Below are 19,365 nucleotides of genomic sequence, written 5' to 3' on the forward strand. Positions count from 1 at the left end.
ATAAGAGGACCTGCCGCATAAAGGATTACTTGGCTGATTTAACCGCAGCGCCGAGTTTTTTAGCGGTATCGGCTGGGTCGGCATTCGGGTCGTTGATGAAGTTGGTTACGACATCAAAGAACGCGCCCTGTACAGCCAGCGTGGTCGCCATGTTGTGCGCCATGCTCGGTTGCAGGCCGCCGGAGTTGGCGTCCGCCAGAAAGTCTTTGGCAGCTGTTTGGGCACACGCGTCAAAGCCGTATTTGCCCATGTCGTTCAGCATGTCGTTGCGCACAGGGATTGAACCCTTGTTGATGCTGAAGACCTTCTGGAAATCTTCACCCAAGGCCACCTTGGCGATGTCCTGCTGGCCAGCCGCAGTGCCGGGGTCTTTCTGCTTGAACACCGCCAGAGAGTCGATGTTGTAGGTAAACGCCTTATCGGTGCCTGGGAAGGCAACGCACTGGTAGTCCTTGCCTGCGACTTTTTTCGCCGCAGTCCATTCACTCTTGGCCCAGTCGCCCATGATCTGCATGCCAGCCTTGCCGTTGATGACTTTAGCGGCTTCGAGGTTCCAGTCCTGACCCTTGCCATCAGGGTCCATGTAAGTGGCGACTTTCTTCAGCTCAGTCAGCGCCTTGACCATTTGTGGGCCGGTCAGCGTGTCGTTGTCCAGCTCGACCAAAGCTTTTTTGTAGCCATCCACCCCCATCACCGACAGCACAACGGCTTCGAAAACAGTGCTGTCCTGCCAAGGCTGGCCACCATGGGCAAGGGGGATAAAACCCGCAGCCTTGAGCTTGTCGCCCGCTGCGTAGAATTCTTCAAGGGTGGCTGGGGGGTTTTCGATGCCGGCTTTTTTGAATACGTCCGGGTTGATCCACAGCCAGTTCACGCGGTGAATGTTCACCGGCACCGCCACGTAATCACCTTCGTACTTCACCGTATCCGAGATTTTTTTGTCGAGTAGGCCGTCCCACTTTTCGCTCTGGGCGACGCTTTTGAGTTCGTCGGTGTCAAGCAGGCCGGTGGACGCCCACTCCTGAATATCGGGCCCCTTGATCTGTGCCATGCCAGGCGGATTGCCCGCAACGGCACGGCTTTTCAATACGGTCATGGCCGTGGCCCCACCGCCACCGGCGACAGCGCCGTCCTTCCAGGTAAAGCCATCTTTTTCAACCTGGGCCTTGAGGACATCTACAGCGGCTTTCTCACCACCCGACGTCCACCAGTGCACCACTTCTACCGTGCCTTTAGAGTCGGCGGCATAAGCGTTCAAAGGAAAGAGAGAGGCAAGAGAGACGAATACCGCGAGACGGCTGAATGAATTCATGAGATGACCTTTCTTGTTGTTATATCTGAGCAAGTCTTTTGCTTGCGCTTGTAATGAGTGTATCCATCGCCAAGCCTACTCACGTAACGAAGAGACGCACAAATGTCACTAATCAGTGACAGTCAAAAATGATTTGGATTTTTATCAATAAAAACAACTACTCGCTCCTGACACCCCACTAAAGAGGATCCTACTTTGAAATAAAGCATTTTCCGGGTTGCCTGTAGGACGCATCCCGAAGTCGTTTTCCCACGTTGTACTGGCAAATAACTTAAGCGAGTCTGCTAGTCATCGACACGAAGAAATGAACGGAAGCCGACATTCATCAGGAGATGCTGACCATGCAAAAGCGTAATTCCACCCACCGCAATCACTGCTTTATTTACCCGCTCAAGGGTGAAGACGGTCGACCCTACGCCTGGAAAATCGATATTCGGCGCGCAGGTAAACAGCACACGCAAATTTTCAACTTCGCCGACTATATAAACGAATATGCCGCTTTGGAGGCCGCAGAAAGTGTGCGCAACCTACTGGTCTTAAAAATGCCACAGGTGTTTACCTATGAAACCCGTCAGCGGGTGATGCCTAACAACACCAGCGGCCATCCGGGCGTGTATCGCGTGCAATCCAACCACGTGGATTACTGGCGAGCTACGACGCGGATCCATGGTTACAACCTGAGCAAAAGCTTTCGTATTGATCGTTATGGCAATGAGGGCGCATTGCAATTGGCGCTGCAAGAGCGCGAGCGGCAACTGACACTCTGCAATGAGCCTTATGACGTTGCCATGGAAAAACTACAGCAGCACTTCAGCCAAACCAGCCGCTGCGTCCGCGAAAAACGAATCAAAGCCGCAATGGATAAAAATTCCACATTAAACCCTGCCTCTGAACATGCACCCAACCCTAATCTGGAGCCTGTACTGCCAATCAGTGCCGAGCAAGCCCGCGAGTCTATCAATCGGCATTTCGCGGCATACTTAAAGTAACGCGCAGACCGCCGACACTCAGGTTTTGCAAACTGACTTCGCCACCGTGACTGTGCGCGATACTGCGCGCGATACCGAGCCCCAAACCATAACCCTGCTGGTTTCCCGAAAGCCTGAAGTGCGGCTCAAACACTTGCTCAAGTCGCTGTTCAGGGACGCCAGGGCCTTCGTCATCAACAATCAGCATAAAAGCGTTGTGGTTATCTTCGATGCGCAAATGGGCGTTTTGGCCGTACTTGAGGGCATTGTCGATCAAGTTGCCCATGCAGCGACGCAAAGCCAACGGCTTGCCTGCGTAAGGCCTCAACGCTTTGCCGCGCAAGGTTACACGGCCATTTCCCTGGGGGAGCAGATAAGGCTCGATCAAACAGTCGAGCAACACATTGAGGTCGACGGGTTCGATGTTTTCATGAATGTCGGTGTCCTTCACGCATTGCAGCGCGCCTTTGACCAGCATTTCAAGCTCATCCAGATCGCGACCGAACTTGTGCTGCACCTGCTCGTCCTCGAGCAGCTCCACCCGCAGTCGCAAGCGGGTGATGGGCGTACGCAAGTCATGGGAAATAGCACTGAACAGTTGGCTGCGCTCGGTCAAATAACGGCTGATGCGGGCACGCATGGTGTTAAACGCGCGTCCCACTTCGACAACTTCACTGCCGCCGCCTGTTTCAACCGGTTTGAACTCATCCTCCCCCAGCGACATATCCCGTGCCGCCCGCGCCAGACGCTTGAGCGGACGACTCTGCCAATGCACCAGCAAACCGATAAAAAGCAACAGGAAGATACTGCTCAGCGCGATGAACCAGACCTGCAACGCTGGCAACCCTTCTTCTTCAAGGCTGGTGTAAGGCTCGGGTAGCAAGGAGGCAATGTACAGCCACTCACCCGGCGCCATCTGGATTTGCGTGACCAATACCGGCGGGTTGACCGGTTCAAGTGTCAGGGCAAAGTGAGCCCAGGAACGCGGCAGTTCCTCAAGCTTGAGACCCGCGTTGAAGATACGTAAATCATGAGGGCTGACAAATTTCACTGACACGTCCGCATCAGGGCCCAGGGATTGACGGAGTACTTGATCCACCGCGTCCAATGCCGCTTTTTTTCGGGCAGTGAGGGGCAACGTCGGCATCCCCAATGGCTTGTCATTGAGGCTCACAAAGAAACGTGTGCCGCCCATGCTGCGCATTTGATCCAGTACCAGCGGGCGATAAGCCAAAGGTAATGAGCGCAGGTAAGTCACGGTGGCGGTCATGGAACGCGCGAGGCTGCGGGCGCTGGTTACCAGCCCTTCCAGTTGTGTGGTGCGCAACTGTGACAACCAGATAGCGCTCGACAAGGTTTGCGCTATCACAATGGCCAGTAACGTCAGCAGCAACATTCGCCCCAGTAACGAACGCGGCACTCGCACTTTAGGCAAGCATTTAAAGGCCATGAACAGCTGAGACCTGCGCCGCTAGTTGGTAACCACTGCCGCGAACGGTACGAATCAATCGAGGCGGCTTGTCGGTATCACGCAGACGTTGGCGCAAACGGCTGACAGCCATGTCGATGATACGATCCAGCGGCATCAGCTCGCGGCCACGGGTGGCATTGCCGATCGTGTCGCGATCAAGGATCTGTTGCGGGTGATCCAGAAATAGCTTGAGCAATGCAAAGTCAGCCCCGGACAGGATGACTTCTTCGCCATCGGCATGAAACAGCCGGTGGGTCACGGTGTTTAGACGCCACTCGTCAAACGTCAGGATCTCGCTTCCCGCCGGCACTCCTGCGCTGGCAAATTGCGCACGGCGCAATAACGCTTTGATGCGCGCCTGAAGTTCACGAGGACTGAAAGGTTTACCCAAGTAGTCGTCCGCGCCCAACTCAAGGCCGATGACTCTGTCAGCTTCGTCGGAACTGGCGGTCAGCATGATGATGGGGGTCTGGGCAAAGCGCGCGTGCTGGCGTACCCAGCGACACAGGCTAAACCCGTCTTCGTCGGGCAACATCACATCAAGGATCAGCAAATCACAGGGAATTTGTTCGAGCGCCTGACGAAAACCCGCGCCGTCGCCTACGGTATGCACCACAAAACCGGCACGACTGAGGTATTGATCAAGCAGTTCTCGAATGTCCTGATCATCATCGACCAGCAAAATGGATTTGCCGTGTGCACTCATAGTGGTGTTCCTTATTGTTATGGATGTACCGCAGCTAGCTCCCTGGCCCTACAACTGTCTCCATACAGACTCAACAACATCAAAAGTCAGCCCCCTCTCCCTCGGTCAAGGGGGCCAACTGAGGCGCTTTTCAAGCAAACGCCTGCTGCAACGCTACACCCGCACCCATCAGGCCGGAGTACGGCGCTGTGACCAGCCATACCGGAATACCCTTGAGGTAATCACTCATGCAGCCCTTGTCAGCAAAACTGCGGGCAAAACCGCTGGCGAGGAAAATATCGGCAAAGCGCGGGATGACCCCGCCCACGATGTACACCCCGCCCCGACCACCGACCGTCAGTACGTTGTTACCCGCCACACGGCCCAACCAGCAACTGAAATGTTCCAGTACTTGCAATGCCACCGGATCACCGGCCAATGCGGCCGCCGTAATCGCGCGGTCAGTTTCCAATACGGGCTCATGGCCATCGAGGGCGCAAATTGCACGGTATACGCGTGGCAAGCCGCTACCACTCAGGATGGACTCGGCACTGACATGGCCGATTTCAGCGTAGATGTGCCGCCACAGTTGCACTTCACGCGGGGTGCTCATGGGCAGGTCAACGTGACCGCCCTCCCCTGGAAGCGCCATGAACTGGCCTTCGCCCAGACACAGTAAAGTGCCCACACCCAACCCGGTTCCGGGCCCGACCACTACCGCAGGTCGCCCCGGCTCGGGTGTGCCGGGGCACACTTGGCGCACGTCGTCAGGTTGCAAGCGCGTCATGCCTAACGCCATCGCGCTGAAGTCATTGATCAGCAGCAAGTTGTCGACCTGCAATTCACGGCAAAACGCCGCACGACTCAAGCGCCAATGGTTGTTAGTGAAGCGAAACTCGTCGCCGCTGACCGGCCCGGCCACAGACAGGCAGACAGAACCGAGCGCGCCCGGCGCAAGGTCGAGGCTGCTCAGATAAAGCCTGATGGCGTCTTCAGGACAGGCGAAATCTGCCGTGGCCAGAACCTGAACCGAATGCAACTGGTCGTTTTCCCATAAAGCAAAGCGAGCGTTGGTACCGCCTATATCACCGACCAGTGCGAGTTTCATTTCAAGGTTTCCAGAGACGAGGTAAAGGTACTCGCGCCCTGCTCGGCCGAACTGAAGGCCTGACGCATGAACGCAAACAGCTCGCGTCCCGTGCCGACCGCATTGCTTAAGGTGCCGACTGCCGGGGTACGTGCGGCGAATTCTGCCTCATCCACCAACAGTTGCAACGTCCCTTTTACCCCGTCCACACGGATCATATCGCCATCACGCACCCGCGCCAGCGCGCCGCCCACCGCCGCTTCCGGGCTGACATGGATGGCCGCCGGAATTTTTCCCGACGCGCCGGACATGCGCCCGTCAGTAATGAGCGCCACTTTAAAGCCCCGGTCCTGCAACACGCCGAGAAACGGCGTCATCTTGTGCAGCTCTGGCATGCCATTGGAGCGCGGCCCCTGAAAGCGCATGACGGCGACAAAATCGTGCTCAAGTTCACCGGCTTTGAATGCGTCTGCCAGTTCTTGCTGGTCCTGGAACACCCGTGCCGGGGCTTCAACAATTTGATGCTCAAGCGCAACGGCCGAGACTTTCATCACGCCGCGCCCCAGATTGCCTTCCATCACCCGCAAGCCGCCTTCAGAGGAGAACGCACGCGCCACCGGACGCAGGATCGACTCATCGAGGCTCTCAATCGGACCGTCACGCCATACCAGCTCGCCATCCACGAGGAAGGGTTCGCGGGTGTAACGGCTCAGGCCAAAACCGGCCACGGTGTTGACGTTCTCGTGCAGCAAGCCCGCTTCGAGCAGCTCACGAATCAGGAACGCCATACCGCCTGCGGCCTGGAAGTGGTTGATATCGGCTTTACCGTTTGGATACACATGGGACAGGGTCGGCACGACTTCGGACAGGTCGGCCATGTCTTGCCAGGTGAGCTGGATACCCGCCGCCATGGCAATGGCCGGCATGTGCAGGGTGTGGTTGGTCGAGCCGCCGGTTGCGTGCAGCGCCACAATGGAGTTAACCAGCGAGCGTTCGTCAACGATCTCGCCCAACGGCATGAAGTTGCCACTTTGTTTGGTCAGGCGGGTGATCTGGTGGGCCGCTTCACGGGTCAGCGCATCGCGCAACGGTGTGTAGGGGTTGACGAAAGAAGCGCCCGGCAAGTGCAGCCCCATGACTTCCATCAGCAACTGATTGGTATTGGCCGTACCGTAAAAAGTGCAGGTGCCAGGGCTGTGGTAAGACTTCATCTCCGACTCAAGCAGCTCTTCGCGGCTGGCTTTGCCTTCGGCGTAGCGTTGGCGAACGTCGGCTTTTTCCTTGTTGGAAATGCCCGACGGCATCGGCCCGCCCGGTACAAAGATGGTCGGCAGATGGCCAAAGCGCAGCGCGCCAATCATCAGGCCCGGCACAATTTTGTCGCAAATGCCCAGCATCATCGCGGCATCGAACATGTTGTGCGACAGCGCCACCGCCGTTGACAGCGCAATCACTTCGCGACTCAGCAGGCTCAGCTCCATGCCCGCCTCGCCTTGGGTCACGCCATCGCACATGGCCGGGGTGCCACCGGCAAATTGCCCCACTGAACCCATTTCACGCAGCGCTTGTTTGATTTGCTCAGGGAAATGTTCGTAGGGCTGATGCGCCGAGAGCATGTCGTTATATGACGAAACAATTGCCACGTTGGCCGCGTTCATCAGGCGCAGGTTGTTTTTATCATCCGTACCACACCCGGCTACGCCGTGAGCGAAGTTGGCACATTGCAGCTTGCCGCGTTGCGGACCGTCGCTGGCAGCGCCGCGAATCAGCGCCAGATACGCCTCGCGGGTCGCTCGGCTGCGGGCAATAAGACGCTCGGTGACTTCAAGAACGCGGGGATGCATGTGTTGAACTCCAGGCTAACGGATGTGGCGACCTGTACGTGTCCTATGCTGACCGAGGGCGCAGAGACGCCGATTCAATCATTCGGACCCGTTGATTCAGGTCACTCGTTGTAGATAAAACAAAATATTGCCACTTAAATGGCTTGTTTTCTATTTTTATGAGAATAATCTTGTAATTCCAACAACAAATCGAGGCAGGCGCTTCCCATGACTTTAAGAATCGCAATCAATGGTTTTGGCCGTATCGGCCGCAACGTCCTGCGTGCACTGTATACCCAAGGCTACCGTCAAGACTTGCAGATCGTCGCAATCAACGATCTGGGTGACAGCTCGATTAACGCTCATTTGCTCAAGTACGACACTGTTCATGGCACTTTCGACGCGACCGTAGAGCACGATCAGGAAAGCCTGACCGTCAACGGTGATCGCATTGCAGTCAGCGCCACCCGCAACCCGGCTGAATTGCCATGGGCCGCGCTGAAGGTCGACGTGGTATTTGAATGCACCGGTCTGTTCACTGAACGCAGCAAGGCCGAAGCGCATATTACTGCCGGTGCCCGTAAGGTCATTATCTCTGCACCGGGTAAAAATGCCGATGCGACCGTGGTCTATGGCGTTAACCACGACATTCTGCGCCAATCTCATCAAATTATTTCCAATGCATCCTGCACCACCAACTGCCTGGCGCCGGTTGCGCAAATCATCAACCGCGAGTTCGGCATTGCCAACGGCCTGATGACCACCATCCACGCCTACACCAACGATCAGAACCTGACCGACGTGTACCACAGCGATCCCTACCGCGCTCGCTCGGCCACTCAGAACATGATCCCGAGCAAAACCGGTGCCGCTGAAGCGGTAGGTCTGGTGTTGCCTGAGCTGGCAGGCAAGTTGACCGGGATGGCGGTGCGCGTTCCGGTGATCAACGTGTCACTGGTAGACCTGACCATTGAACTCAAGCGCGAAGCCACCGCCGCTGAAGTCAATGCAGTGTTCAAAGAAGCCAGCCAACACTCGAAAGTACTGGGTTACAACACCCTGCCGCTGGTATCGAGCGACTTCAACCACAACCCGCTTTCGTCGATTTTTGATGCCAATCACACCAAAGTCAGCGGCAAGCTGCTGAAAGTGCTGGCGTGGTATGACAATGAGTGGGGCTTCTCCAACCGCATGCTCGACAACTGCCTGGCGCTGCACAACGCGGAGTGACGCGATGATCGGCATCAGTTTCACGACGGCCACCCTGGCGACGCGCAAGCGTATCGCCCTGGTGGCCCACGATAACTGTAAGGGCTTTTTGCTGGACTGGGCTGAGCGCAACAAAACCGCGCTCAGCCAGCATGACCTGTGCGCAACGGGCACCACGGGCTTGTTGTTGAGTCAGCGTCTGGGCTTGCCGATTGAAAGCATGATCAGTGGCCCTTTGGGCGGCGATCAGCAAGTCGGTGCACGTATCGCCGAGCAACGGGTGGATATGCTGGTGTTCTTCTGGGACCCCTTCGAGCCACAACCGCACGACCCGGACATCAAAGCGTTGCTGCGGGTTGCCGCTGTGTGGAACATTCCCGTGGCGTGCAACGAATGCAGCGCTGACTACTTGATCAGCAGTCCGTTGATGAGCCAACCCCATGAGCACCGCGTCCCTGACTACAACGCGTATTTGAAGGGCCGGTTGTAATCCTTGGCGTAGCAGCTGCCGCAGGCAGCGGCTACAAAGGTGGCAATCCTGAGGTTATTGCCCTCATTGCAAAACATCACTTGACCAACAGTACAGATGATAAGCATTATCATTCGCTCAAAATTGGTCGGGTAGTACAGTGAGTCAGTCCCACTTCAATCAAGTCTTCCTAACTCAGCGAGAAAGTTTGCTGCGCACGTTACAGCGGATGGTGAATAACCACAGTACCGCCGAGGACTTGTTGCAGGAGACTTACTTGCGCGTCGCCCGTGCCATCAACGACCGCACCGTTGAGCACCTTGAGCCGTTTGTCTTCCAGACCGCCCGCAACCTGGCACTCGACCATCTGCGCGCTCGCCGCATTCAATCGCGCACGGTCGTCGAAGACGTGCCACTGGAGATTATGGAAGGGGTTCCCTCCCCCCTCAGTACTCCCGAAGAAGCCCATCAAGCCGCGCAATTACTGGAGCGTTTGAGTGTGAGCTTGAGCCAGTTAACGGCGCGCCAACAACGGATTTTCATCCTTAGCCGCCTGCACGGTTGCAGTTATCAAGAGATTGCCGATGAGCTGAATGTCTCCTTGAGCACCGTTCAAAAGGAACTCAAATTGATAATGGCAATCTGCATCGGGGTAGCCGACAGACTCAATCGGCCTTAATCTGCACAGCCGATGCTTGTAAGAAAGTTCTGAGACTGCCAAGGAACACCCGTGACGGATAACCAAAAATCTGCTCAAGACGTGCTGCAAGACAGCGCCATGGATCAGGCTCTGGACTGGCTGATCACCCTTGAGTGCGCAAGCGATGAACAAAAAATCGCTTTCGAGGCCTGGCGGAATGCAGATCCTGCGCATGCTCAAGCATTCGCTAAAGCCAGCGCCATCTGGAACGGACAGTCTGTTGTCACCGCCGCACACACCCTGCACACCCGCCGCACGCCTGGCCGATTACGTCGCATCAGCCGGCATTGGAAACACGTGGCCGCAGCTGCCGTGCTGGTGTTGACGGTGGGCGCCTACAGCAATGTGCCGATGCGCATCCAGGCGGATCATTTGACCGTGGTCGGAGAGCGCCAGCGTCTGCAACTCGATGACGGTTCCAAGGTGCTGCTCAACACCAACTCGGCATTCTCCAGCAAAGTCGTAAACGCACAGGCCAGCGCACGCCTGTATCAGGGTGAGGCTTTTTTTGAGGTGCCGGCCAATCTTGAGTTTGCGCTGCAACTCGACGCCGGCCCGGTGCGCGTCAGCGTGCGCGATACCGATTTCGCCGTGAGCTACCTCAATGGCGAGGCACAGGTACGGGTGCAACGGGGCAATGTGGAATTACAAGTGAGCAGTGTCGGCACTCAGATGCGCTTGTCGGCGGGTAACAGTGTGAGCATTGGCCCAAACGGATTCAGCAAGACCACCCTGCTGAACCCACAAACGGACCTGGCCTGGGTTCAGGGCCGCCTGGTGTTTGAAAACTGCCCGATGGGCAAAGTGCTTGATGAAGTGCGCCGCTATTACCCAGGCTGGATCATCAACAACAATGAGAAGCTGGCCAGTGTCGCTGTCACCGGTAATTACCGGCTTGATCAGCCACTGGACATCATTCGCTCACTCGCCAATATCACCTCCAGCAGCGTCTCGGAATTCGCGTCTCTGGTGATCCTCAATTAAAAGTTCATTGGAACGCATCTTTTTTTACGCGATAGCCTAAGGTCATACGTCTCGTAGTAGTCAATGCAACTGATTCGCATTTTGAGTCAGCTTCGCAACTATAAGAGTCGTTCACCACGGAGCGCTATCAATGCCCACACGTTTCAACAGCCGGTCCACCTCCAACGCCCGCACAGGCGGGTTGCAGCAGTGCACGTTGTCGTTGTTGACCGTCGCCGTACTTTTGGCCGGTGTACAAGCGGTTCCGGCCATCGCCGCGACCGACACGCCGCCCGCCAGCAGCTCCGTGGGCAATTACAAATTCGCAATATCCCAGCAACCCCTCGCCTCGGCCCTCAATGACTTCACCGCCGTGACGGGTTGGCAGGTCGGCCTGCCAGCCGAGCTGGCACAGGATGTGTCTTCTCCGGGTGTTCGCGGCTCGCTCTCCGCCGAGAAAGCGCTGGACCGTTTGTTGACAGGCACCAATCTGGGCTATCGCAAACTGAGCAACAACAATATCGTGCTCGAAAAGCGCAGCGGCACCAGTGGCACGCTGGCCCTGCAACAAATGACCATCAGCGCCACGCGTCAGGAACAGGACGTCAACTCCGTTCCCAGTACGGTTACCGTACAAGACCGTCAAGACCTCGACCGCCGCAACGTCAATACCATCAAGGATCTGGTGCGTTATGAGCCGGGTGTGTCGGTAGGCGGCGCCGGCCAGCGCGGCGGGATCAGCAACTACAACATCCGCGGCATCGATGGCGACCGGATTCTGACCCAGATCGATGGCGTCGAAATCCCCAACTCGTTCTTCAACGGCCCTTACGCCAAAACCCAGCGTAACTACGTCGACCCGGAAATCATCAAACGTGTCGAGATTTTGCGTGGTCCGGCCTCGGCGCTGTACGGCAGCAACGCCATTGGCGGCGCAGTCAGCTATTTCACCCTCGACCCGGATGACATCATCAAGCCGGGCAAGGACGTCGGCGCCCGCCTGAAGGCCGGTTACAGCTCCGCTGATCGCAGCTGGCTGAAATCCGGCACTGTGGCTGGCCGTAGCGGCGAATTCGACGGTTTGCTGCACCTGAGCCAGCGCGAGGGTCACGAAACCGAATCCTATGGCGATCACGGCGGCACCGGCTTGTCCCGGACTGCGGCCAACCCGGCAGACATCAAAACCACCAACGTGCTGGCCAAGGCAGGCTGGAACTACAACGATGATGACCGCCTGGCCTTCACTTACGAGAAATACAAGGACCGCGTTTCGGTCAATGAAAAAAGTGCGGTCGGCGGCCCGTTCAACGCAGGCAAACCGCTCGGCATGTACCTGTCGCGCACCGGCAAGGACACCATCAGCCGCGAGCGTTTCGGGCTCCAAAACAGCATGCTGCTCGACACTGCGCTGGCCGATCACTTCAAGTGGAACCTGAACTATCAGATCGCCAAGACCGATCAGGACACGCTGGAGGATTACTTCCCCTACAGCCGTCATGTGATGCGCTCACGCAACACCACTTATGAAGAAAAAATGTGGGTGCTGGACGCACAGGCGGACAAAGCTTTCCACATTGGCGACACCGATCACCTGTTGACCTACGGTGCCACTGTCAAACACCAGAAAGTTACCGGCTCGCGCAGCGGTGCGGGCACTTGCCTGGCCGTTGGCTCGGGATGCACGGCAGTCGGTGCCGACAGCCCTAAAGACTACCTGGTCAAGTCCAGCGACTTCCCGGATCCGACCATCAATACCTACAGCCTGTTTGCTCAGGACCAAATCAGCTGGAACAACTGGACCTTCATGCCGAGCTTGCGTTACGACTACACCAAGCTCACACCGCACATCACCCAGGAGTTCCTCAATACGGTAAACGCCGACCAGAAAGGCACCGTGAACGATGATGACAAGGTCTGGCATCGCCTGTCGCCCAAGTTTGGCGTGACGTATGAGTTCAACGATAACTACACCTGGTATGGCCAATACGCAGAAGGCTTCCGCACCCCGACTGCCAAGGCGTTGTATGGTCGCTTTGAAAACCTTGAAGCCGGTTATACCGTCGAGCCGAACCCGGACCTTGAGCCGGAAAAAAGCAAAAGCTACGAAACTGGCCTGCGCGGAAAGTTTGATGCGGGTTCCTTCGATCTGGCGATTTTCTATAACAAATACCGCGATTTCATCAACGAAGACGCCATCACCCCCGGTTACAACGAGCTGGCGTTCCAGAGCAACAACATCAAGCACGCCACCATCAAGGGTGCTGAAGTCAAAGGTCAGCTGAATCTGGATGCCTTCGGTGCGCCGCAGGGTCTGTACACCCGGGGTTCGGTGGCTTATGCCCACGGTCGCAACAACGACACGGGCCAGCCGATCAACAGCGTCAACCCGCTGACCGCCGTGATGGGCCTGGGCTACGAGCAACAGAATTATGGCGCCCTGGTGAGCTGGACCTTGGTTAAGCGCAAGGATCAAGTGGATGACAGCAACTTCTTCTCCCCGGATGGCACCAGCACGCAATTCAAGTCTCCGGGCTATGGCGTCGTCGACCTGACCGGTTTCTACAAAGTCACCAAGGACGTCACCGTCAATGCCGGTCTGTACAACCTGACCGACAAGAAATACTGGAACTGGGATGACGTTCGCGGCTACGACAGCGTGGGTGAAGCCGGCGTGCTGAACCCGGCCAACATGGACCGCCTGACCGCACCGGGTCGTAACTTCTCGGTGAATCTGGTCTGGGACATCTGATCCAGATACCTCGCTGCGTAGTCTTTCATGCTGCGCAGTGAGGATTTTTTACTGTGAGACGTCTTCTTGTTCGTCTAGTTACAAAGCGCATCTCATCCTTGAGGACATTGCATGACTACTCCTGATTCCGCACCGCGTCCATCCGAGCGCTCCAAGCGTCTGACCCTCGCCACCCGTGAGACTCACGACACGCTGGGCGAAAAGGTAATGGGCCGTGACCCCTTTGGCAGTCTCGAAAACTACATCCATTTCGCGACCGCTCAGTACCTGTTCCTGACTGAACTGGCACCGTTGCACACAGATCCGCGTTTGACCCAGCACATCCCCAACCTGCCTGAGCGTTGCCGCGCCGAGCAGATCAAGGCTGACCTGATCGATCTGGGCGTTAAACTGCCGGCTCCGGTACCAGGTGCGGTGAAAAACCCGAGCAAGGCTCAAGCGCTGGGCTGGGTATTTGTTTCAGAAGGTTCGAAACTGGGCGCTGGCGTGCTGATCAAGCAAGCCCGCCTGCTGGGCCTGAGCGAAACCCACGGTGCCCGCCACATGGGCGAACCGGCCGAAGGCCGTGGCCGCAACTGGAAGAGCTTTATCGAAATGCTCGACAGCATCGAACTCACCCCTGAGGAAGATGCCGAGCTGGAGCAAGCGGCCAACGATGCATTCAGCCGCTTCACCTTCCTGCTTGAACAGACTTACGCAGAGCAACCCGAACTGGCTTAAGCTTGTTGCCCGGCCAGCGTTTGTTGGCCGGGCGTCCTTTCATGTGTCTTGAGCCTATGACCCGCCAAACTCAATCCTCGTCGAAAATAGCCCGCGTCCTGTTTGGCCTGCTGGCTTACGTGAGCCTGGCCATTGGCTTGATCGCCATTGTGATTCCTGGCCTGCCGACCACCGAATTTATTTTGCTCGCGGCCTGGGCTGCGACCAAAAGCTCCCCGCGCCTGAGCGCATGGCTGGAAAACCACCGTTTGTTCGGCCCGATTCTGTGTAACTGGCGTAATGGCAAAATAATCCAGCGCAAAGCCAAAGTCAGCGCCACCATCAGCATGCTGGTGTGCGCAGGCGTGATGTTGTACGTGCTTGATCACAACTGGCCGGTATTTCTGGCCATTGCGGGCATGAGCCTGGGCAATCTGTGGATCTGGTCGCGCCCCGAGCGCCTGGCCACCCCAGTTCCTGTAGTCGCTGCCGAAGGCTGCGATGGGCTGCGCAGCGGCCCTCGGGATTCTGTTTAAGCGAAGGCACTGCGGTCCTTATCGCAGCCTGCGGCAGCGGCTACAGAGGCTTGCCCTACAACGTCAACGCCCCGCTATACAGCGCATAGGCCGCCACCAGCGCCGCCAGCACTACACCGGCAAATATCACTTTTTCCCAATGCTTGAACAGCACCTGCCCCTGCTCGCGCTTGGCTTTGGCGAAAAAGAAAATCCCCGGCGCGTATAACAACGCAGACAACAACAGGTACTTGGGCCCCGCCGCATATAGCAGCCATACGGCATAAATCAGCGCCACCGCGCCCACCAGCAAATCCTTGATACGCCGACGACTCGCCCGTTCGTAGGTCTCACCGCGCACGCACAACAGCACTGAATAGGCCGCCGACCACAAGTACGGCACCAATATCATCGATGACGCCAGATAGATCAGCGTGGTGTAAGTCCCGGCAGACACCAGTGTAATCAGCAGAAAAACCTGAATCATCCCGTTCGTCAGCCACAGGGCATTGACCGGCACATGGTTGGCGTTTTCCTTTTTCAGAAACGCCGGCATGGTCTTGTCCCTGGCCGTGGCATAGAGAATTTCAGCGCACAGCAGCGCCCAGGACAACAAAGCCCCCAGTAGCGAAATGGCCAGCCCGATACTGATCAGGATCGCGCCCCACTCACCCACCACATGCTTGAGTACGCCGGCCATCGACGGGTTTTGCAGCTTGGCCAGTTCGGGTTGAGTCATGATCCCCAGCGATAACACGCTGACCATCACCAGCAATGCCAACACCCCGAGAAAACCGATAACCGTAGCCTTGCCCACGTCCGAACGCTTCTCGGCCCGGCCCGAATACACGCTGGCCCCCTCGATACCGATAAACACAAACACCGTGACCAGCATCATATTGCGCACTTGGTCCATTACGCTGCCGAGCGCCGGGGTTTGTGTGCCCCAAAAGTCCATCGTGAAGATATCGGCTTTGAACGCGACACCCGCCAGTACGATAAACATCACGATGGGCACCAGCTTGGCGATCGTGGTCAGCTGATTGATGAAAGCGGCCTCCTTGATGCCGCGCATCACCAAAAAATGCACCCCCCACAGCAGCAACGAGGCGCACCCGATGGCCAGTGGCGTGTTGCCTTGGCCAAATGCCGGGATGAAATACCCCAAGGTGCTGAACAGCAGCACGAAGTAACCGACATTGCCCATCCACGCACTGATCCAGTAACCCCAGGCCGATGAAAAGCCCATGTAATCGCCAAACCCCGCCTTGGCGTAGGCGTAGACACCTGAATCCAGTTCCGGTTTGCGATTGGCCAGGGTCTGAAACACAAAGGCCAGAGCCAGCATCCCCACGGCGGTAATCGCCCAACCGATCAGTACGGCACCACCCGCAGCGTGCTCGGCGATATTTTGCGGCAAGGAAAAAATACCGCCGCCAATCATTGACCCGACCACCAACGCAATTAATGCATTGAGCCGAAGCTTCTGGGTCTGCTGATCCATCGACACCTCTGAATTCAAGTTGATGATTAATGTTTAGCAGGCTACAGGCGTTCACTGACTAAATATATTCGTGCCTGATTCGTTTGATACCGCGGGCAATAAGCGCGCTTTTTTTAATCGCAACATTATCTATTGAAACCTAAAAAACAATTCATATGTAAAAGGCGGTTTAGTTTTTTTGCGAGGCAGATGAAACATGAGCAGCGCATTTGCAAATCTGGAAATACTGTCTAGCTTCAATACCCACAACATGGCAGTAAAAATATCAATCTTCGCTGAACACGCCTCTGGATCAGGCTTCTTTAGTGCGCTTGATAATAAAGTGCGATTCCCGTCGCCCCCTCTTCGATGTACTGACAATGGAATGTCGTAATGCCCTGACCTAAGTCAACCGGCTTAAAAAACAACGGATTAATCTTTTAGACCTTATCTCTCCTGGATTGGAGTCACTACAAATGTCTGATACTCCTGGAAAACTTCGACTGGGTGCATTGGTTGCTCTGGTAGTCGGCTCAATGATTGGCGGCGGTATCTTTTCGCTGCCCCAAAACATGGCAGCCAGTGCGGATGTAGGCGCCATTCTTATCGGCTGGGCGATCACCGCGGTCGGTATGTTGACCCTGGCTTTTGTATTCCAGACCCTGGCCAATCGCAAACCCGATCTTGACGGCGGTGTGTATGCCTACGCCAAGGCCGGTTTTGGCGATTACATGGGTTTCTCATCGGCCTGGGGTTACTGGATCAGCGCCTGGCTGGGTAACGTCGGCTACTTCGTGCTGCTGTTCAGCACCTTGGGCTACTTCTTCCCGATCTTTGGCGAAGGCAACACGCCTGCGGCCATTATCGGTGCGTCCATCCTGCTCTGGGCCGTGCACTTTCTGGTCCTGCGCGGCATCAAGGAAGCAGCGTTCATCAACCTGCTGACCACGATTGCCAAAGTGGTGCCGCTGGTTCTGTTCATCCTGATTGCGTTCTTCGCCTTCAAGCTGGACATCTTCACCAGCGACATTTGGGGCGTTAAAAACCCTGACCTGGGCAGCGTGATGAATCAGGTGCGCAACATGATGCTGGTCACCGTCTGGGTGTTCATCGGTATCGAAGGCGCGAGCATCTTCTCGTCACGTGCCGAAAAACGCTCGGATGTGGGTAAAGCTACCGTCATCGGCTTCATCATCGTTCTGCTCTTGCTGGTGCTGGTGAACGTGCTGTCGCTGGGCATCATGACTCAGCCTGAACTGGCCAAACTGCAAAACCCTTCGATGGCTGCCGTGCTTGAGCACGTTGTGGGTCATTGGGGTGCAGTGCTGATCAGTGTTGGCTTGATCATCTCGCTGCTGGGTGCCCTGCTGTCGTGGGTGCTGCTGTGCGCCGAGATCATGTTCGCGGCCGCTAAAGACCACACCATGCCGGCGTTCCTGAAAAAAGAGAACGAGAACCACGTACCGGTCAACGCCCTGTGGCTGACCAACGCCATGGTGCAGCTGTTCCTGATCATCACCCTGTTCTCAGCCAGTACTTATCTGTCGCTTATCTACTTGGCGACTTCGATGATCCTGGTGCCTTACCTGTGGTCGGCGGCCTATGGCTTCCTGCTGGCGGTACGCGCCGAGACCTACGAAAACGCACTGGCAGAACGCAAGAAAGACTTGATCATCGGGGGTATTGCGCTGATCTACGCCATCTGGCTGATCTATGCCGGCGGCCTGAAATACCTGCTGCTCTCGGCCCTGCTGTACGCACCTGGCGCCATTCTGTTCGCCAAGGCCAAGCGTGAAAGTGGCCAACCTGTTTTCACCAGCATCGAGAAAGTGATTTTTGCCGTCGTCGTGATAGGTGCCCTCATTGCGGCCTATGGCCTCTACGACGGCTTCCTGACCCTGTAACACACCCGTTTATGTACTTTGGAGGATGACTGTAATGACCACGGAAAAAGTGAAATACGGCGTACATTCCGAAGCCGGCAAGCTGCGCAAAGTGATGGTTTGCTCCCCTGGCCTGGCTCACCAGCGCCTGACCCCGAGCAACTGCGATGAACTGTTGTTCGATGACGTGCTGTGGGTCAATCAGGCCAAGCGCGACCACTTCGATTTCGTGACCAAGATGCGTGAGCGCGGCATTGATGTGCTGGAAATGCACAACCTGCTGACCGACATCGTTGCCATTCCAGAAGCGCTGGACTGGATTCTTGAGCACAAAGTGACCCCTAACCAAGTGGGTGTAGGGCTGGTCAACGAAGTCAAAGCCTGGATCAAAAGCCTGGAGCCACGTAAAGCGGCTGAGTACCTGATCGGCGGTGTGTCGGCTGACGACCTGCCGGACAGCTTTGGTGGCAAGACCATCCAGATGTTCCGTGATGTGCTGGGCCACACCAGCTTCATCCTGCCACCGCTGCCCAACACCCAGTTCACCCGTGACACCACGTGCTGGATCTACGGTGGCGTGACGCTGAACCCGATGTACTGGCCAGCTCGTCGTCAGGAAACCCTGCTGACCACGGCGATTTATAAGTTCCACCCTGAGTTCACCAACGCCGACTTCCAGATCTGGTACGGCGACCCGACCGTTGACCACGGCAACGCCAGCCTTGAAGGCGGCGACGTGATGCCAATCGGCAAAGGCGTGGTGCTGATCGGTATGGGCGAACGGACTTCTCGTCAGGCCATTGGCCAGTTGGCGCAGAACCTGTTCAAAAACAAAGCGGTTGAGCGCGTCATCGTGGCGGGCCTGCCGAAGTCCCGTGCCGCGATGCACCTGGATACCGTGTTCAGCTTCTGCAACCACGACCTGGTGACCATTTTCCCGGAAGTCGTGAACAAAATCGTTGCGTTCTCCCTGTACCCCGATGAGAGCCGCAACGGCGGTATCGCCGTCGTTCAGGATGAAGGCAGCTTCGTGGACGTGGTCGGCAAGGCGCTGGGCTTGAAAAAACTGCGCGTCGTCGAAACCGGCGGCAACGCTTTCGCCGCCGAACGCGAGCAGTGGGACGACGGCAACAACGTGGTGGCGCTGGAGCCTGGCGTGGTGATCGGTTACGACCGCAATACCTACACCAACACCCTGCTGCGCAAAGCCGGTGTAGAAGTGATCACCATCAGTGCATCGGAACTGGGACGCGGCCGTGGCGGCGGTCACTGCATGACCTGCCCGATCATTCGCGACCCAATTGACTATTAATACATTCATTTATTGATTGCTTGCGCCTGCCCCCACA

General features: G+C 56.7%; 16 protein-coding genes. 10 read left to right on the forward strand and 6 right to left on the reverse strand.

The features are described 5' to 3' along the window. Positions 1-25: 25 nt before the first annotated feature. Positions 26-1,312, reverse strand: a complete 1,287-nt coding sequence (locus GHN86_RS08615) for an ABC transporter substrate-binding protein (protein ID WP_153386440.1) — start codon at positions 1,310-1,312, stop codon at positions 26-28. Between the two features lie 341 nt (positions 1,313-1,653). Between GHN86_RS08615 and GHN86_RS08620 the strand changes: the two genes are divergently transcribed. Further along, complete coding sequence (locus tag GHN86_RS08620) at positions 1,654-2,301, forward strand: AP2 domain-containing protein (protein ID WP_153378397.1); 648 nt, start codon at positions 1,654-1,656, stop codon at positions 2,299-2,301. Here the strand turns inward: GHN86_RS08620 and GHN86_RS08625 are convergent. From GHN86_RS08625 to edd, 4 genes are all read right to left on the reverse strand, one after another. Next, positions 2,270-3,730: an ATP-binding protein gene (locus GHN86_RS08625; protein ID WP_153378396.1), complete on the reverse strand. Its 1,461-nt coding sequence runs from the start codon at positions 3,728-3,730 to the stop codon at positions 2,270-2,272. The two genes, GHN86_RS08620 and GHN86_RS08625, sit on opposite strands and share 32 nt — an antisense overlap. After that, positions 3,720-4,457, reverse strand: coding sequence for a response regulator (locus tag GHN86_RS08630; protein ID WP_153378395.1), 738 nt, complete (start codon positions 4,455-4,457; stop codon positions 3,720-3,722). The genes GHN86_RS08625 and GHN86_RS08630 overlap by 11 nt, the downstream gene beginning before the upstream one ends. Before the next feature lie 130 nt (positions 4,458-4,587). After that, entirely contained in the window at positions 4,588-5,544 is a 957-nt protein-coding gene (locus tag GHN86_RS08635; protein ID WP_153378394.1) for a glucokinase, read from the reverse strand. Then, positions 5,541-7,367 carry a phosphogluconate dehydratase gene (edd, locus tag GHN86_RS08640; protein WP_153378393.1) on the reverse strand — a complete coding sequence of 609 codons (1,827 nt, stop codon included), beginning with the start codon at positions 7,365-7,367 and terminating at the stop codon, positions 5,541-5,543. Before edd ends, GHN86_RS08635 begins: the two co-directional genes overlap by 4 nt. A gap of 207 nt (positions 7,368-7,574) precedes the next feature. Here edd and gap point away from each other — a divergent pair, with 207 nt between their 5' ends. From gap to GHN86_RS08675, 7 genes are all read left to right on the forward strand, one after another. Further along, positions 7,575-8,576 (forward strand): type I glyceraldehyde-3-phosphate dehydrogenase, encoded by a 1,002-nt coding sequence (gene gap, locus GHN86_RS08645; RefSeq protein WP_153378392.1) that lies wholly within the window; start codon positions 7,575-7,577, stop codon positions 8,574-8,576. A gap of 4 nt (positions 8,577-8,580) precedes the next feature. After that, a complete protein-coding gene (locus GHN86_RS08650; RefSeq protein ID WP_153378391.1) occupies positions 8,581-9,045 on the forward strand; it encodes a methylglyoxal synthase in 465 nt (154 codons plus the stop codon). Between the two features lie 139 nt (positions 9,046-9,184). Then, positions 9,185-9,703 carry a sigma-70 family RNA polymerase sigma factor gene (locus tag GHN86_RS08655; RefSeq protein ID WP_323369255.1) on the forward strand — a complete coding sequence of 173 codons (519 nt, stop codon included), beginning with the start codon at positions 9,185-9,187 and terminating at the stop codon, positions 9,701-9,703. Between the two features lie 51 nt (positions 9,704-9,754). Beyond that, positions 9,755-10,708 carry a FecR family protein gene (locus tag GHN86_RS08660; RefSeq protein ID WP_416333490.1) on the forward strand — a complete coding sequence of 318 codons (954 nt, stop codon included), beginning with the start codon at positions 9,755-9,757 and terminating at the stop codon, positions 10,706-10,708. Positions 10,709-10,838: 130 nt separating this feature from the next. Then, positions 10,839-13,436 (forward strand): TonB-dependent receptor, encoded by a 2,598-nt coding sequence (locus tag GHN86_RS08665; RefSeq protein WP_153378389.1) that lies wholly within the window; start codon positions 10,839-10,841, stop codon positions 13,434-13,436. Positions 13,437-13,547: 111 nt separating this feature from the next. Continuing rightward, positions 13,548-14,156, forward strand: coding sequence for a biliverdin-producing heme oxygenase (locus GHN86_RS08670; RefSeq protein ID WP_153378388.1), 609 nt, complete (start codon positions 13,548-13,550; stop codon positions 14,154-14,156). A 56-nt stretch (positions 14,157-14,212) separates the two neighbouring features. Then, positions 14,213-14,671, forward strand: a complete 459-nt coding sequence (locus GHN86_RS08675; protein WP_153378387.1) for a YbaN family protein — start codon at positions 14,213-14,215, stop codon at positions 14,669-14,671. A 55-nt stretch (positions 14,672-14,726) separates the two neighbouring features. On the opposite strand, the gene arcD (GHN86_RS08680) is transcribed toward GHN86_RS08675, so the two are convergent. Beyond that, positions 14,727-16,154 carry an arginine-ornithine antiporter gene (gene arcD / locus GHN86_RS08680; protein WP_153378386.1) on the reverse strand — a complete coding sequence of 476 codons (1,428 nt, stop codon included), beginning with the start codon at positions 16,152-16,154 and terminating at the stop codon, positions 14,727-14,729. Between the two features lie 455 nt (positions 16,155-16,609). On the opposite strand from arcD (GHN86_RS08680), the gene arcD (GHN86_RS08685) reads away from it, so the two are divergent. Both arcD (GHN86_RS08685) and arcA read left to right on the forward strand, forming a co-directional pair. Next, positions 16,610-18,037: an arginine-ornithine antiporter gene (gene arcD / locus GHN86_RS08685; RefSeq protein ID WP_153378385.1), complete on the forward strand. Its 1,428-nt coding sequence runs from the start codon at positions 16,610-16,612 to the stop codon at positions 18,035-18,037. Positions 18,038-18,071: 34 nt separating this feature from the next. Further along, complete coding sequence (arcA, locus tag GHN86_RS08690) at positions 18,072-19,328, forward strand: arginine deiminase (RefSeq protein ID WP_153386442.1); 1,257 nt, start codon at positions 18,072-18,074, stop codon at positions 19,326-19,328. The last annotated feature ends 37 nt before the right edge of the window (positions 19,329-19,365 follow it).

Origin of the sequence: Pseudomonas helleri, from assembly GCF_009600315.1 — a bacterium.
Classification (GTDB): Bacteria; Pseudomonadota; Gammaproteobacteria; order Pseudomonadales; family Pseudomonadaceae; genus Aquipseudomonas; species Aquipseudomonas helleri_A.

What these genes read in the sequence shown, in the direction of transcription:
- GHN86_RS08675 (WP_153378387.1), top strand. Translation starts at nt 14,213, where the DNA reads ATGACCCGCCAAACTCAATCCTCGTCGAAAATAGCCCGCGTCCTGTTT.
- arcD (WP_153378386.1), bottom strand. Translation starts at nt 16,154, where the DNA reads ATGGATCAGCAGACCCAGAAGCTTCGGCTCAATGCATTAATTGCGTTG.
- arcD (WP_153378385.1), top strand. Translation starts at nt 16,610, where the DNA reads ATGTCTGATACTCCTGGAAAACTTCGACTGGGTGCATTGGTTGCTCTG.
- arcA (WP_153386442.1), top strand. Translation starts at nt 18,072, where the DNA reads ATGACCACGGAAAAAGTGAAATACGGCGTACATTCCGAAGCCGGCAAG.
- GHN86_RS08625 (WP_153378396.1), bottom strand. Translation starts at nt 3,730, where the DNA reads ATGGCCTTTAAATGCTTGCCTAAAGTGCGAGTGCCGCGTTCGTTACTG.
- GHN86_RS08635 (WP_153378394.1), bottom strand. Translation starts at nt 5,544, where the DNA reads ATGAAACTCGCACTGGTCGGTGATATAGGCGGTACCAACGCTCGCTTT.
- gap (WP_153378392.1), top strand. Translation starts at nt 7,575, where the DNA reads ATGACTTTAAGAATCGCAATCAATGGTTTTGGCCGTATCGGCCGCAAC.
- GHN86_RS08620 (WP_153378397.1), top strand. Translation starts at nt 1,654, where the DNA reads ATGCAAAAGCGTAATTCCACCCACCGCAATCACTGCTTTATTTACCCG.
- GHN86_RS08615 (WP_153386440.1), bottom strand. Translation starts at nt 1,312, where the DNA reads ATGAATTCATTCAGCCGTCTCGCGGTATTCGTCTCTCTTGCCTCTCTC.
- GHN86_RS08665 (WP_153378389.1), top strand. Translation starts at nt 10,839, where the DNA reads ATGCCCACACGTTTCAACAGCCGGTCCACCTCCAACGCCCGCACAGGC.
- GHN86_RS08670 (WP_153378388.1), top strand. Translation starts at nt 13,548, where the DNA reads ATGACTACTCCTGATTCCGCACCGCGTCCATCCGAGCGCTCCAAGCGT.
- GHN86_RS08630 (WP_153378395.1), bottom strand. Translation starts at nt 4,457, where the DNA reads ATGAGTGCACACGGCAAATCCATTTTGCTGGTCGATGATGATCAGGAC.
- edd (WP_153378393.1), bottom strand. Translation starts at nt 7,367, where the DNA reads ATGCATCCCCGCGTTCTTGAAGTCACCGAGCGTCTTATTGCCCGCAGC.
- GHN86_RS08650 (WP_153378391.1), top strand. Translation starts at nt 8,581, where the DNA reads ATGATCGGCATCAGTTTCACGACGGCCACCCTGGCGACGCGCAAGCGT.